At 36.2% G+C, this 13,970-nt stretch carries 9 protein-coding genes; 7 read left to right on the top strand and 2 right to left on the bottom strand.

Annotation, left to right across the window (positions count from 1 at the left end):
- Positions 1-117: 117 nt before the first annotated feature.
- Positions 118-1,821 carry a lysine--tRNA ligase gene (gene lysS / locus RUH60_RS01510; RefSeq protein ID WP_313804369.1) on the bottom strand — a complete coding sequence of 568 codons (1,704 nt, stop codon included), beginning with the start codon at positions 1,819-1,821 and terminating at the stop codon, positions 118-120.
- A 135-nt stretch (positions 1,822-1,956) separates the two neighbouring features.
- On the opposite strand from lysS, the gene RUH60_RS01515 reads away from it, so the two are divergent.
- Both RUH60_RS01515 and lipB read left to right on the top strand, forming a co-directional pair.
- A complete protein-coding gene (locus RUH60_RS01515; RefSeq protein ID WP_313804372.1) occupies positions 1,957-2,751 on the top strand; it encodes a hypothetical protein in 795 nt (264 codons plus the stop codon).
- Positions 2,752-2,755: 4 nt separating this feature from the next.
- Positions 2,756-3,451, top strand: coding sequence for a lipoyl(octanoyl) transferase LipB (gene lipB / locus RUH60_RS01520; RefSeq protein WP_313804374.1), 696 nt, complete (start codon positions 2,756-2,758; stop codon positions 3,449-3,451).
- Between the two features lie 29 nt (positions 3,452-3,480).
- On the opposite strand, the gene RUH60_RS01525 is transcribed toward lipB, so the two are convergent.
- A complete protein-coding gene (locus RUH60_RS01525; protein WP_313804377.1) occupies positions 3,481-4,080 on the bottom strand; it encodes a ribonuclease HII in 600 nt (199 codons plus the stop codon).
- 192 nt (positions 4,081-4,272) lie between these two features.
- Between RUH60_RS01525 and RUH60_RS01530 the strand changes: the two genes are divergently transcribed.
- The 5 genes from RUH60_RS01530 to RUH60_RS01550 all read left to right on the top strand — a co-directional run bounded on the left by RUH60_RS01530 (position 4,273) and on the right by RUH60_RS01550 (position 13,882).
- Positions 4,273-7,506 carry a TonB-dependent receptor gene (locus RUH60_RS01530; RefSeq protein ID WP_313804380.1) on the top strand — a complete coding sequence of 1,078 codons (3,234 nt, stop codon included), beginning with the start codon at positions 4,273-4,275 and terminating at the stop codon, positions 7,504-7,506.
- A gap of 11 nt (positions 7,507-7,517) precedes the next feature.
- Entirely contained in the window at positions 7,518-9,002 is a 1,485-nt protein-coding gene (locus RUH60_RS01535) for a RagB/SusD family nutrient uptake outer membrane protein (protein ID WP_313804383.1), read from the top strand.
- A gap of 24 nt (positions 9,003-9,026) precedes the next feature.
- Entirely contained in the window at positions 9,027-9,842 is an 816-nt protein-coding gene (locus RUH60_RS01540) for a hypothetical protein (protein WP_313804386.1), read from the top strand.
- A gap of 131 nt (positions 9,843-9,973) precedes the next feature.
- Positions 9,974-11,878 (top strand): S8 family serine peptidase, encoded by a 1,905-nt coding sequence (locus tag RUH60_RS01545; protein WP_313804389.1) that lies wholly within the window; start codon positions 9,974-9,976, stop codon positions 11,876-11,878.
- Between the two features lie 75 nt (positions 11,879-11,953).
- A complete protein-coding gene (locus tag RUH60_RS01550; RefSeq protein WP_409559643.1) occupies positions 11,954-13,882 on the top strand; it encodes a putative porin in 1,929 nt (642 codons plus the stop codon).
- Positions 13,883-13,970 lie beyond the last annotated feature (88 nt).

The raw sequence follows: 13,970 nt of genomic DNA on the forward strand, positions 1-13,970 counted from the left end.
TTACTTTTTGAGTTACAGCTATATGACCTTAAAAGAGTTAAAAGGTTTAATTCAGTTTTGAGAAATAAAAAAGGCTGCCTTTCGACAACCTTTAATTAGAGTATATTCATGTTGAAATTACATAGTCAATTCCACTACTTTGCTATCGCCGCTAACGGCAACTTTGGTTAGGCCATGTTGCGCTAATGCTTTCATTGCTTTGTCCCATTTTTTTCCGCTTAGTGCAGATTGAGTTTTCAATTCCGCAATTTCCATAGTGTTCTCATTTTTCTGAAGCAATTCTACAATCAATTTTTCTTCAGCTTCCAATTCCAACTGTGGTGCTTTCTTCTCTGGACGCATTTGTGGGAAGAACAACACTTCCTGAATTGACGGATTGTTCGTCAAGAACATAATCAAACGGTCCATTCCAATTCCTAAACCGGATGTTGGCGGCATTCCGTATTCTAAAGCTCTTAAGAAGTCTTCGTCAATAATACCGTTGGCTTCGTCGTCACCTTTGGCAGCTAAAGCCATTTGTGCTTCGAAACGTTCTCTTTGGTCAATCGGATCATTTAATTCGGAATAGGCATTTGCAATTTCTTTTCCGCAAACCATCAACTCGAAACGTTCGGTTAATTCCGGATTGTCACGGTGTGATTTACATAACGGCGACATTTCCTTTGGATAATCAGTGATGAAAGTTGGTTGGATAAAGTTACCTTCGCATTTTTCTCCGAAGATTTCATCAATTAATTTTCCTTTACCCATGGTTTCGTTTACTTCGATGCCCATGCCTTTTGCCGCTTCGAATAATTCCGCTTCCGATTTTCCTGTGATGTCAAAACCAGTAAATTGTTTAATAGCATCGGTCATGGTAACTCTTGCATATGGTGCTTTGAAGTTTACTTTGTGTTCTCCAAAAGTAGCTTCCGAGGTTCCGTTTACCTGAGTGGCGCAATATTCCAAAAGATTTTCTGTGAATTCCATCATCCAGTTGTAGTCTTTATAGGCTACGTAAATTTCCATTGCTGTAAATTCCGGATTGTGGGTGCGGTCCATTCCTTCGTTACGGAAGTTTTTCGAGAATTCATAAACACCATCAAAACCACCAACTATTAATCTTTTTAGATACAATTCGTTTGCAATTCGCATGTATAAAGGAATATCTAAACTATTGTGATGGGTGATGAACGGACGTGCCGCTGCTCCACCAGGGATTGATTGTAAAACCGGAGTTTCCACTTCCATATAACCGGCGTTGTTGAAGAAGGTTCTCATGGCAGTGAACAATTTGGTTCTTTTCATGAAAACATCTTTCACTTGCGGATTTACCACTAAATCTACATAGCGCATGCGGTAACGCAATTCCGGATCAACGAATTCGTCATACGTTTTTCCTTCTGCATCCGTTTTGGGCAATGGTAAAGGACGTAATGTTTTGCTTAGAAAGGTAAAGCCTGAAACACGAATACATTTTGCGCCAACCTGAGTGGTGAACAATTCGCCTTCCACGCCGATAAAATCGCCTAAGTCGGTTAATTTCTTAAAAACAGTGTTGTATAAAGTTTTATCTTCGCCTTCACAAATTACATCGCGATTAAAATACGCTTGAATTCGTCCTTCACTGTCTTGTAATTCTACGAAAGAAGCTTTTCCCTGATCGCGAACACTCATTAAACGTCCGGCCACTACAACTTTCTTTCCTTCTGCAAAAGCGTCCTTTATCTGTTTCGAAGTATGGTCTACCGGAAACAAATTTGCGGGATACGGATTGATGCCAAGTTCTCTCAACTTGCTCAATTTCTCTCTTCTGATGATTTCTTGTTCTGAAAGTTGCATATACAATTGATTTTTAAGCGTGCAAAGATACTATATAAGTTGGAAAGTTGCAAAGTCTGAAATTTAGGTTTTACTCTTCTGAAAGCACTATTAAGACTGCAAACTATTTTGTACTTTTGAGGAAATTTAAAAAAGATGAAAATTGTAAAATATCTGTTTGCTATTCTTGTTGGTTTTAACCTTACGAGTTGTGTGGTTAGTGAAACGGTTAACTTCAATGCGGATAATTCGGGAAAAATCAATTACAAATTTGATATGTCGAAGATGATGCAGATGGCTGGCGGAAAAATGGGTTCGGAATCAACAGGTAATAAAAAAGATGTGGATTCTACTTTTACGATGGCTTCGTTGTATGCTTCCAAAAAAGACAGTATTGCAAAATTGTCAAAAGAGGAGCAGGAGAAGTTTAAGAAAATGGAAAAATTCACCTGTCGAATGGTGATGAAAGAAGAGGAAGGTATTTTTCAATACGAAATGTTCTCTGATTTTAAAAATCCATCGGAATTGCAGGATATGATTTCGCCGGTTAATAGTTTGTCTGATGTAGTGCCGAATGGAAAGAAAGCTTCGGATTTGGAGTCAATGAAAAATAATGGAGTGACACGTTATGCTTTTGACGGAAAAAAATTCAGCAAGCAAGTTACTGTGAAACCGAAAGAACAAATTAAAGAGGATTACAAAAAAGATTTTGAAAAAGAAGGTTCGAATTCAGAAGAAGCAGAAGCTTTGGCTAACCAGATGACGCAATCTTTAGAAATGGTAATGACGGAATCGAATTATGAAATGACAGTTACTTTTCCGAAGAAGATAAAAAAGGTTTCGGCGGCTAATGCTAAAATCAGTGAAGATAAAAAGTCGGTAACCATTTCTTATCCGATGAAAGATTATATGGAAAGTAAAAATCTGAATTTCGAAATCGAAACAGAGTAATACGATGAATAAAAAAGTGCTGCTTCAGGATTTGGGGCGAAAAGATTATAAAGAAACATGGGACTTTCAGGAAAAGTTGTTTGCTGAGATTGTTGCGCAAAAAGTTGCCAAACGCGATAATCCTGAAATTATAACGAACAATCATTTTCTTTATGTGGAACATCCGCATGTGTATACTTTGGGAAAGAGCGGTGATTTGTCGAATTTGCTTTTAAGTGAAAAGCAGTTGGAGGAAAAAGGAGCAACCTTTTATAAGATTAATAGAGGTGGCGATATAACATACCACGGACCAGGTCAAATTGTTGGTTATCCGATTTTGGATTTGGAAAACTTTTTCACGGATATCCATAAATATTTACGTTTGTTAGAAGAAGCGATAATTTTAACTTTGGCAGAATACGGTTTAGCATGTGAAAGGAGCGAAGGAGAAACCGGAGTTTGGTTAGGCGTCGGAACACCGTTTGCTAGAAAAATTTGTGCGATGGGAGTTCGAGCGTCTCGTTGGGTGACCATGCATGGCTTTGCTTTAAATGTAAATGCAGATTTAGGTTATTTCGATAATATCATCCCATGTGGTATAAAAGGAAAAGCAGTTACTTCGTTACATGTAGAGTTGGGCGTTGCTAAAGTTGAAGAAGAAGAAGTGAAGCAAAAAATACTAAACCATTTTTCAGATTTGTTTGAAGCGGAAATGATATAATAAAAAGGAAGTCAATTGACTTCCTTTTTTTATAATTCTAAAGTGAGTTGTTCGGGTAATAATCGAAATGACATTCTATGGTATTTGGTTGTGCCGTATTTTTTTATGGCTTCTCGATGTTCTTCGGTTGGGTAGCCCTTGTTTTTCTTCCAATTGTACATCGGGTATTCTTCGTGAATTTTATTCATATAGTCATCGCGATACGTTTTAGCTAATACCGATGCAGCGGCAATGCTTAAATATTTGCTGTCTCCTTTCACGATGCAACTATAAGGTATGTCGTTAACAGGTTTAAATCGGTTTCCGTCTACTATAATATAATTTGGTGTTGGTGTTAATTGAATAATACTTTCCTGCATCGCTTTAATCGAAGCGTTTAAAATGTTTATTTTATCGATAATTAGAGGCTCGAGATGGGTTACTTGAAAAGAAATTGCTGTTTCCTCAATAATAGGTCTAAGTAATTCTCTTGTTTTTTCAGAGAGTTTTTTGGAGTCGTTTAATAAGCTATGTTGAAAGTCAAAGGGTAGAATGACAGCTGCTGCGGTAACGGGTCCAGCTAGACATCCGCGACCGGCTTCGTCGGTGCCGGCTTCGAATTCGTGTGAAGAAAATTTTGTAAGTAACATCTTTTTAGCAAAAATATAAAAATACACGCAACCATTTTATTGTTTTTATATCTTATATATATGTTTGTTAAGAATTTCTAAAAGCTTCTTCTTTTTTAACATATAGAAAATGCCATAAAATAAGAGGGATTGTTTGGTTATTTAAGAAATTATTAAGAAGTTTGCGAAATAACTAACTCAAATAAATTTAATATGAGATCGAAGTTTAAATGGATTTTTACGCTGTTATTGGCGTTTTCAATGCAGTTTTCCTTCGCACAGGAGAAAACTATTACTGGTACAGTTACCGAAGCAGGTTTGCCGTTACCAGGTGTTAGCGTTGTTGTAAAAGGTACAACACGTGGAACGCAAACAGACATGGATGGTAATTATTCCATCAAGGCTAAAACAGGAGAGGCGTTAGTCTTCTCATTTATTGGTATGGCAGACCAGACAATTACAGTTGGAGCTGCGAGTAAAGTAAATGTGACGATGGCGGCTGATGTTAAGCAGATTGAAGAGGTTGTGGTTGTTGGATATGGTAAGACAACTAAAGAAGCCTATACAGGTACTGCAACAAAAGTAAGTAAGCAAAATTTGGAAGCTAAGACGGTTTCAAACGTTACTCAGGCTCTTCGAGGAGAAGTTGCGGGTGTTAATGTTGTTACTGGAAGCGGAGCTCCAGGTAGTGATGCTACTGTTCGTATTCGTGGTTTTGGTTCTATTAATGGTAACCAGGCTCCTTTGTATGTTGTTGATGGTGCTCCATTTAGTAGTGATATGAGTGCTATTAATCCTGCAGATATTGAAAGTATGACAGTTTTGAAAGATGCTGCAGCTACTTCAATTTATGGTTCAAGAGGAGCTAATGGTGTAATTTTAATTACAACTAAACAAGGTAAAGTTGGTAAATCTGTAATTACTGTTGATTTTAAATCAAGTTTTAATACAATGTTTTTACCGCAATACGATGTTATTGATTCTCCAGAGGAATATATTGAGTTGTCTTGGAGTGCTTTAAAACAAAGAGGAACTTTAGCTGGTGTTCCAAATCCGGCTGATTTTGCAAGTCAAAATTTATATGCTGGAACTTTGGGTATTGATCCAAAATATAACATTTGGAATGTTGATGGTTCGGTGCTTATTGATCCTGCTACAGGTAAAGTTGCTAATGGTGTTTCTCGTAAGTATGATCCAACAAAATGGTCAGATGCTGCTTTTAGTACGGGTTATAGAAGTGAAGTGAATGTTCAGTTTAGTGGGGGTAACGATAAAACTCGCTATGCAACATCTTTTGGTTACTTAGATGATCAAGGTTATACTATTAACTCAGGTTATAAGCGTTATTCTACTAGAATTAATTTAGAGCACAAACCGAAAGATTGGTTGACAGTAGGAGGTAATATTGCTTATACAGGAGGTAGATATACAAATTCATCAAGTGATGAAGGTCAAGCAGGTTCTTCTGGAAACATATTTGCATTGACAAATACTACGCCAGCTATTTATGATGTATATTTAAGAGATGCTGCTGGGAATTTAGTTGCTGATCCAATTTTTGGTGGAAATCAGTATGATTATGGTATTGGTAGAAGATCTTGGACTTTAACAAATGGTATTGCAGATGCTCATTACGATTTGAATAGAACTGATGCGGCTACTTTCTTAGGTAACTTTAATATTGGTGTTGATATTACTAAATGGTTGAGTTTTGAAACTCGTTACAGTGGTCAATATCAAACGTATGATCAGTCAAATAGAAACAATCCTTATTATGGTGGTTGGGCTGGTGCTGATACATTTGGTTATTTAGGAAAATCATTTACTACTGATACTAACCAGAACTTTTTACAATTATTACGTTTTAATAAGTCTTTTGGTAAGCATGGAATTGAAGCTTTTGTTGCTCACGAATCAACTGATTGGCAACAAAAGAATATGAGTGCTGCTAAAACTAAGGCTATTGATCCAAATTCATTAGATTTGAGTCAATATACTACACCTTATGGTACTGCAGATTCTTATACTTTAGGATGGACTTTGGAAAGTTATTTTGCACAGTTGAATTATAACTATGCACAGAAATATTACATTACTGCTTCAGGAAGACGTGATGGTTCGTCTCGTTTCATCGAAGATAAATGGGGTACTTTTGGTTCAGTTGGTTTAGGTTGGGTTGCTTCAAGAGAGGATTTCTTGTCTAACGTAAGTTTCTTAAACTACTTGAAATTTAAAGCGAGTTATGGTGTTATTGGAGACCAAGGAACGAGTTTACGTTATGGATGGCAAATTTTCACAATTAACCAAACCGGAAATGGAGATTACTCTTTTACACAAAGTTCTACTTTAGCAAATCCTGAATTAACTTGGGAAACTTCAAAAATTGCTCAGGTTGGTTTTGAGAGTACTTGGTTTAATAATTTGTTAGATGTTAACGTTGATTATTATGTTAAAAATACTTCTAACTTATTCTTTACTCAGGCTTTACCTCCTTCAAGTGGATTTACTAATGTTCAAATTAACGATGGTAAATTACGTAACAGTGGTATAGAGTTTGATGTTTTAGCTCGTTTAGTTAAAGCTAAGAGTCCTGAAGGATTCAGCTTATCTTTAGGAATTAATGGTGAATTGTTAGAGAATGAGATTGTTGAGATGCCAAGAGACCGTTTTACTGGAGAGAAAAAGATCCTTGATGGTAACTATTCTGAAGGACATTCAATCTTTGATTTTTATATGAGAGAGTGGGCTGGAGTTGATCCTGCTACTGGAGAAGGTTTGTGGAATATGAATTATGATGATATCAATGGTAATGGTATTTTTGATGCTGGTGATAATCAAATCAGTAGTATGACATTGTATTTACATGATAATCCAAATGCGAATGTTAAACAGACAGTTACAAATAACTATAGCCAGGCTACTCAAAAATATGTAGGTAAATCTGCTATTCCAGATGTTAGAGGTGCTTTCCGTTTAAATGCAGGTTATAAAAACTTTGATCTAACAACTCAGTTTGGATATAGTATTGGTGGTTATGCATATGATAATGGTTATGCGCAATTAATGGATAATGGAGACTTAATTGGGGCTAATAACTATCATGCTGATATCAGAGACAGATGGATGGAGCCTGGAGATGTGACTAACGTTCCGAGATTATCAAGTGGTTTCACTACTAACGATACTCAGGTTAATGCACAATCAACTCGTTTCTTAACAAAAGCTGATTATTTATCACTTAACAACGTTAAATTAGGGTATACACTACCTGAGCGTTTTACAAGTAAATTAATGCTTTCTAAACTTAATATTTTCGTGTCTGGGGATAACTTAATGGTTTTAAGTGCAAGAGAAGGGTTTAATCCTACTACGTTCTTCAGTACTTCAAACTCAGGTATTTATATGCCGATGACAACATTCAGTTTTGGAGCTAAAGTTGATTTCTAAAAATATATTATATGAAAAAAAGTTTAATTTATTCAATGATTGCTGCTTCACTTGTTGGAGTTGGATGTAGCGAAGATTTCTTAGATCCGATTAGAGACAATCGTTCATTAACGCAAGTCGATATGGCGAATGCTTCGGAGTTTAATCCGGCTATTGTAGCGGGTACTCTTGATGGTATCTATAGTTATATTTCTGATGATATGCCTGTAACTGGTACACGTCACTATGATTTAGGTCAAAAAGGGATGGATATCTGGTCTGACATATTAACAGGAGATATGGCATTGTCTGCTAATACTTACGGATGGTATCAAAATACTGCAAATCTTGTTAGTACGGTAGATTATACTCGTGAGGAGAATAGAATTGTTTGGGAATATTATTACAAAGTAATTAATTTATCCAATTTGGTTATTAATACTTTAGGAGGTGATGATGCAGTTCCTGTTACAGAATCTTCTCGTCATATGATGGGACAGGCTAAAGCTCTTAGAGGTTATGCTTATTTTTATTTAGCTCAATATTTCCAAAGAGGATATGATCCTGCGCAGCCTATTTTGCCTTTATATACGGCATCATCTGTGACGCCATCTAAAGTTGCTGCATCTCAAATTTATGATTTGATTGTTAGTGACTTGAATACTGCAGTTACTATGTTGGATGATTTCAATCGTCTTCAGAAACATCAAATTAATAAAGATGTAGCAAAAGGTTTATTAGCATATACTTATGCGGCAATGGGTGATTATGCTCAAGCAAAAACCTTATCTGATGAAATTATTTCAGCGGGTTATCCATTAACATCGACTGGTGAGTTAGCTTATCCAGGTACAGGTTCTGGATTTAATGATGTTGCTACACCTTCATGGATGTGGGGATATGATATTACAGAGGCTATGGGTCACCAATTAGTTAACTGGTGGGGACAAATGGATTATTATACTTATAGCTACGCATTTGCTGGTGATAGAAAATCTATTGATAATGGTTTGTATGCTTTAATTCCTGCAAATGACGTTAGAAAAACTCAATTTAACCCAGGTATGGCTTTACTTCCAGTTAATAAGTTTTTCCACCCTGGAAGAGTAGCTGGTGGTCAGCAAACTATTACAACGGATTATATTTTTATGCGTGTTGATGAGTTTTATTTGTTAAGTGCTGAAGCTTCTGCAAAAACGGGAGATGATGTTTCTGCAAAGAACCGTCTTAAGGAGTTGTTGGCTAACCGTTTAGGTGGTATGGCTAATGCAGACGCTTATGTTGATCCTTTGTCAGGTCAAGCTTTAAAAGATGCTATTTATTTACAGACTCGTATAGAATTATGGGGTGAAGGTAAAAGTTATTTAGCAATGAAGCGTAATCAGGCTACTGTAACTAGAGGAACTAATCACGTGTTCCGTTCTGGAGAATCATTCATTTATAACATTGATGAGTTGTCATTCCAGATTCCTCTAAATGAGATGAATAATAATCCTAACATCACAGGACAAAATTAATTACTAATTTAAAAATGTAAAAAGATGAAATTTAATAAATTAAAATTTTTATTTTCAGTTTTATTACTTTCTTCTGCGTTTGTTGGATGTGAGGATGAATCATCAACTGACAATCCGCTAGGAGGGGTGAATTATGTGAGTTTTGAGGCTAGTAAAACTGACTATGTTGCTGATGGTGAAACAAAAGTAATAGAAGTGAAAGTTGCTACTTCAAAAGTTGAAGGCTTTGATAGAGAGATCGGTCTTGTTGTAGATGCTTCTAGTACTATGAATCCTGCTAATTATACGGTTCCGACTTCGGTTACTATTCCTGCAGGTACTAATGTTGCAACTATTGACATTACTGTTACTGGAGTTAATATTGCTCCTCAGAAAACAATTGTTTTAGGGATTGTATCAGAACCAGGCTTAGTTTTAGCAACTACATATACTGGTGATGGTCCTGCTGGTACATTGCAAACAGCTACTAAAAAGCATACTTTGACTATCAAAGAAATATGCTATGATAATGGTTTGCGTGTAGAAATTGTAACTGACAGATATGGAAGTGAGACTACATGGGAATTGTATGATTCTACAATGACACTTATTGCAAGTGGTGGTCCTTACACAGATGCAGCTGCTTCTGGAGCGTATCCTCAGACACCAAATGATTTTTGCTTGCCATCAGGTGACTATACTTTTGTAGCTTACGATCAATATTCAGACGGTATGGATTCAGGTTATGGGAATGGTTACTATCGTTTGACAAAACGTGATGCATATGGTCAAGAAGTTTCTGAGATTGCTAAAAATGGTGTTTTCGGTGATTCAGATGTAGTTACATTTAGCTTACCGTAATTGCTATATATTTTAAAAGTTGTTGAATCGCTCCCATTGGGAGCGATTCTTTTTTTTAACGTTCTTATTATTTTTTGTGCTATGCACCCATAATTATATTTGTATATTTGTGAACATTTAAGTTTAAGAATATGAAAATAAAATTATTAGTTGTTGCTTTATTAGGAGTTTGTTCGGTTTTTGGGCAAAACATCGATGAGCAAAAAAAGATTATAAGAACATATGATTTAGCGAAAAGTAAAGAACTACTGGATAAGTTTAATGTTGATGAATTGGTTCGTAAGCAAAGAGTTGAAACTTATTTGGTGGCTAATCCTGGGCTTAAGCAAGATTTTTTCAAAGAGGGTGTACGCTATAGAATAGTTGATATTCTTGAGGGTAAGCCTTTGTTTATTGCAACAGAAAATGCAGCGGCGGCAAGAAGTGTTAGAGCTAATACTTTGTATGCAGGAGGGTCAATGGGATTGTCACTTGACGGGTCTGGTATTACTGTAGGTGTGTGGGATGGAGGCTGGGTTCTTCGCAGTCATAACGAATTTATGATTAGTGGAGTTAGTAAAGTAACTACTCCAGATGCGGTTGGAGTACCGGCTGCCGATTTTCATCCTACCCATGTAGCTGGGACAATTGGAGCTAGAGGTGCTACACCTTCTGCTAAGGGGATGGCTCCGGCGTCACTTATTAAATCTTTTGATTGGACAGCTGATTTAGGCGAGGTTAACAATCACGTTACGGAATTTGGATTAATGATTTCCAATCATTCTTATGGGACACCGTATGATCCTGAGCTACCTGTTTGGTACATGGGGGCGTATAGTACTGTTGCACGAGATTGGGATGAGTTTACTTATAATCATCAATATTATTTGCCTGTTATGTCTGCTGGTAATGAAGGAGGAACATCTTATACAGGAGGTCTTGCTAATGGTTATGATAAATTGACAGGCAATAAGAATGCGAAGAACTCGTTGATAGTTGCTAATGCAAATCCAAGTGTTCATGTTATTACTGGAGTTATGACATCTTTAGTTATTAATCCAGGAAGTAGTCAAGGACCTTCTGATGATGGAAGGATTAAACCAGATATTGCTGGGGATGGTACTAACTTGTATTCTACATCGTATGAAACAACTACTTCGTATGGAACTGCTTCAGGTACTTCGATGGCTTCTCCAAATGTTTCTGGAACTATTGCTTTATTACAGCAACATTATAATAACTTGCATCCTTCTGAATTTATGAGAGCATCCACTGTAAAGGCATTGGTATGTCATACGGCTTTGGATGATGCTGCAAGTGTTGGTCCTGATCCTAAATTTGGTTATGGATTGCTTGATGCTAGAGAGGCTGCAACTGTTTTGAATAACTCAGTAAACACAACTCAAACAGCTATCGTAAATGAATTGAATCTTTCTCAGGGAGGAACTTATACTTTTAATGTTGCCGTTAATAGCCCAAAAAAGTTGAAGGCAACTATTTGTTGGACAGATGCACCGGGAGCAAGCCAGAATGGACAACTTAATTCTTCAATTCCAGCTTTGGTGAATGATTTGGATGTTAGAGTAATTAAGAATGCGGAAGTTTATTATCCGTGGAAGCTTCAATTGTCTGATGTTTCTGCACCTGCAATTAAAGGTGATAATTTAGTTGATAACGTCGAGAAGGTTGAAGTTGATGATGCAATTGGAACTTATACAGTTCAGGTTACACATAAAGGAGCTTTGCTTAATGGTTCTCAGAATTATAGTTTAGTAATTTCAGGATTTGATCAAACTGTTCTTTCTCAAAGTGATTTTGTTATGGGTAAAGTAAGTGTTTACCCGAATCCGGCATCAGATATTTTAAATATAGAAGGAGGTGATGCTGTTTTTGTTAAGTATGAGCTACACGATGTTCAAGGGCGATTGATTAAATCTGAAAAATTATCAAATCAATCTAATTTTACCATTGACACAAGTTCACTTACACAAGGCGTATATTTGCTTAACTTAATCAGTGAAAAAGGTAATCATTTAGAAAAAATTGTAAAAAAATAATCTTTAGCCCTTGTTTAGTCAAGGGCTTTTTTTATTGTTTTTTCTCATTATATTTGCCAATATTTCTTAAGAATAATGAAGAATTTTTTTTTTGTATTTTTTTTGTTTTTCTCTTTGGCTCATTATTCTCAAGTGAAATTGATGGGTATTGGAAACGCTGGTATTAATGAAGGAGATAGTATTAGAACTAAAAGGAAAAATGTCGTAAAAGCACCGGTAGACCTCTACAAAATCATCACCTTAGACAACGATACCACATACGTTGACACCACATTAACCATCCAACGTGAATACAAATTCAATTATTTACGTAAAGATAACTTTGGGTTGTTACAGTTTGTAAATGAAGGACAAACTTATAACACTTTAGATTTCGGATTAACACGTTTTAATCCATTTCCAGAATTTGGTTTTAAAGCGAAACACTTTAATTACCTTGAAGTTCAAGATATCAACTATTATCATGTTCCAACGCCATATTCGGATATGTATTTCAAGTCGGTTATGGAACAAGGCCAGAATCTTGACGCATTTATAACCTTGAATACTTCTAAAAATCTGAATTTCTTCGCCGCGTATAAAGGACTTCGTTCTTTAGGAAAGTATACCAATCAATTGGCAAGTACCGGGAATTTCAGATTTGGTTCCAGTTACACAACAACCGATAAGCGCTATTTGCTAAAGGCTCATATTACTGCTCAGGATGTTTTGAATCAGGAAAATGGAGGTATATCTGATTTGTCTCAATTTGAAGGTGGTGAAGACTTATATAAAGAGCGTCCCCGTTTGGAAACTTATTTTACGGATGCTGAATCCTTATTAAAAGGAAATCGCTTCTTTGTTGACCATGCTTTCCGTTTAAGTAAAACCAATCCAAACAGTTTGGTGGTGAAGCATCAGTTCAATTTTGAGAACAAATTCTTTGAATACAAAATGACAGCGCACGAGCGTTTTGGAGATAGTTATTCTTCTTATGTTAATAACAAAACCCGTTACAATCGTATGTACAATAAGTTGGGAGTCGCTTATTCCAATGAAAAATTAGGTGATTTTCAGTTTTTCGTTGAAGACTACAATTATAATTATTTCTATTACCGCACCGTTAACCAAACAACCGGTTTTGTTTCCAACAAGTTGAATGACCGAATTAACACTTGGGGCGCGCAGTATAATTACCAAAAAAAGGCTTGGAAAGGAAGTTTATTAGTCTCTAATTCCTTAACCAAGCAGTCGTTGGCTAATATTGAAGCGAATGTTCGCTATACTTTGAATGAAAAGAATGTATTTCAGTTGAAGTATCAAAATATGAATAAGCTTCCGGATTTGAACTATAACTTGTACCAAAGCGATTACGTTGAATACAACTGGTATAATAATTTCAAAAACGAAAAAATCAATTCCTTTGAAGTAGAAGCTAAAACGCAATGGTTTGACGCGTCGTTGCAATACACCGTTTTAAACGACCATTTGTTCTTTGCTAATGAAAATCCTGTTTATAATACGCAAGGAATAGCGGAACAACTGATCGTGAAACCTTTTCAATACGGACAAACCATAAACTACATGTCGGTTAAAGCGTCGAAAGATATTCGATTCTGGGTTTTAGGTTTTGATACAACTTTGCTGTATCAGAAAGTTGATCAACAAGACGATATTTTAAATGTACCGGAATTCACCACACGAAATACATTATACTATTCCGATTACTTTTTCAAGAAAGCCTTATTCATTCAAACCGGTGTTACTTTGAACTATTTTACTAAGTACAAAGCGAACGATTACAATCCGTTGTTGGGAGAATTCTATATCCAGAATCAAAAAGAAATTGGCGATTTCCCGATGTTAGATTTTTTTATCAATGCCAAAGTCCGCACGTTTAGAATGTTCCTGAAAGCAGAGCATTTCAATTCCAGCTTCACCGGATTCAAATATTACACGGCGCCCAACTATCCGTACCGCGACTTTATGGTGCGTTTTGGGGTGATTTGGGATTTCTTTAGTTAATTTTTGAAGCGAGAGGTTAGGGCTTTTCAGTGGTCCTAGTTCCCGCTGTACGCACTACAAGGTAGTTGCTTCCATCGGGGCTAGAAGA

It is taken from the genome of Flavobacterium sp., from assembly GCF_032153895.1.
In the GTDB taxonomy this organism is placed as follows: Bacteria; Bacteroidota; Bacteroidia; order Flavobacteriales; family Flavobacteriaceae; genus Flavobacterium.

Coding starts and splice junctions, on each gene's coding strand:
- RUH60_RS01550 (WP_409559643.1), top strand. CDS start 11,954: ATGAAGAATTTTTTTTTTGTATTTTTTTTGTTTTTCTCTTTGGCTCAT.
- lysS (WP_313804369.1), bottom strand. CDS start 1,821: ATGCAACTTTCAGAACAAGAAATCATCAGAAGAGAGAAATTGAGCAAG.
- lipB (WP_313804374.1), top strand. CDS start 2,756: ATGAATAAAAAAGTGCTGCTTCAGGATTTGGGGCGAAAAGATTATAAA.
- RUH60_RS01540 (WP_313804386.1), top strand. CDS start 9,027: ATGAAATTTAATAAATTAAAATTTTTATTTTCAGTTTTATTACTTTCT.
- RUH60_RS01530 (WP_313804380.1), top strand. CDS start 4,273: ATGAGATCGAAGTTTAAATGGATTTTTACGCTGTTATTGGCGTTTTCA.
- RUH60_RS01545 (WP_313804389.1), top strand. CDS start 9,974: ATGAAAATAAAATTATTAGTTGTTGCTTTATTAGGAGTTTGTTCGGTT.
- RUH60_RS01525 (WP_313804377.1), bottom strand. CDS start 4,080: ATGTTACTTACAAAATTTTCTTCACACGAATTCGAAGCCGGCACCGAC.
- RUH60_RS01535 (WP_313804383.1), top strand. CDS start 7,518: ATGAAAAAAAGTTTAATTTATTCAATGATTGCTGCTTCACTTGTTGGA.
- RUH60_RS01515 (WP_313804372.1), top strand. CDS start 1,957: ATGAAAATTGTAAAATATCTGTTTGCTATTCTTGTTGGTTTTAACCTT.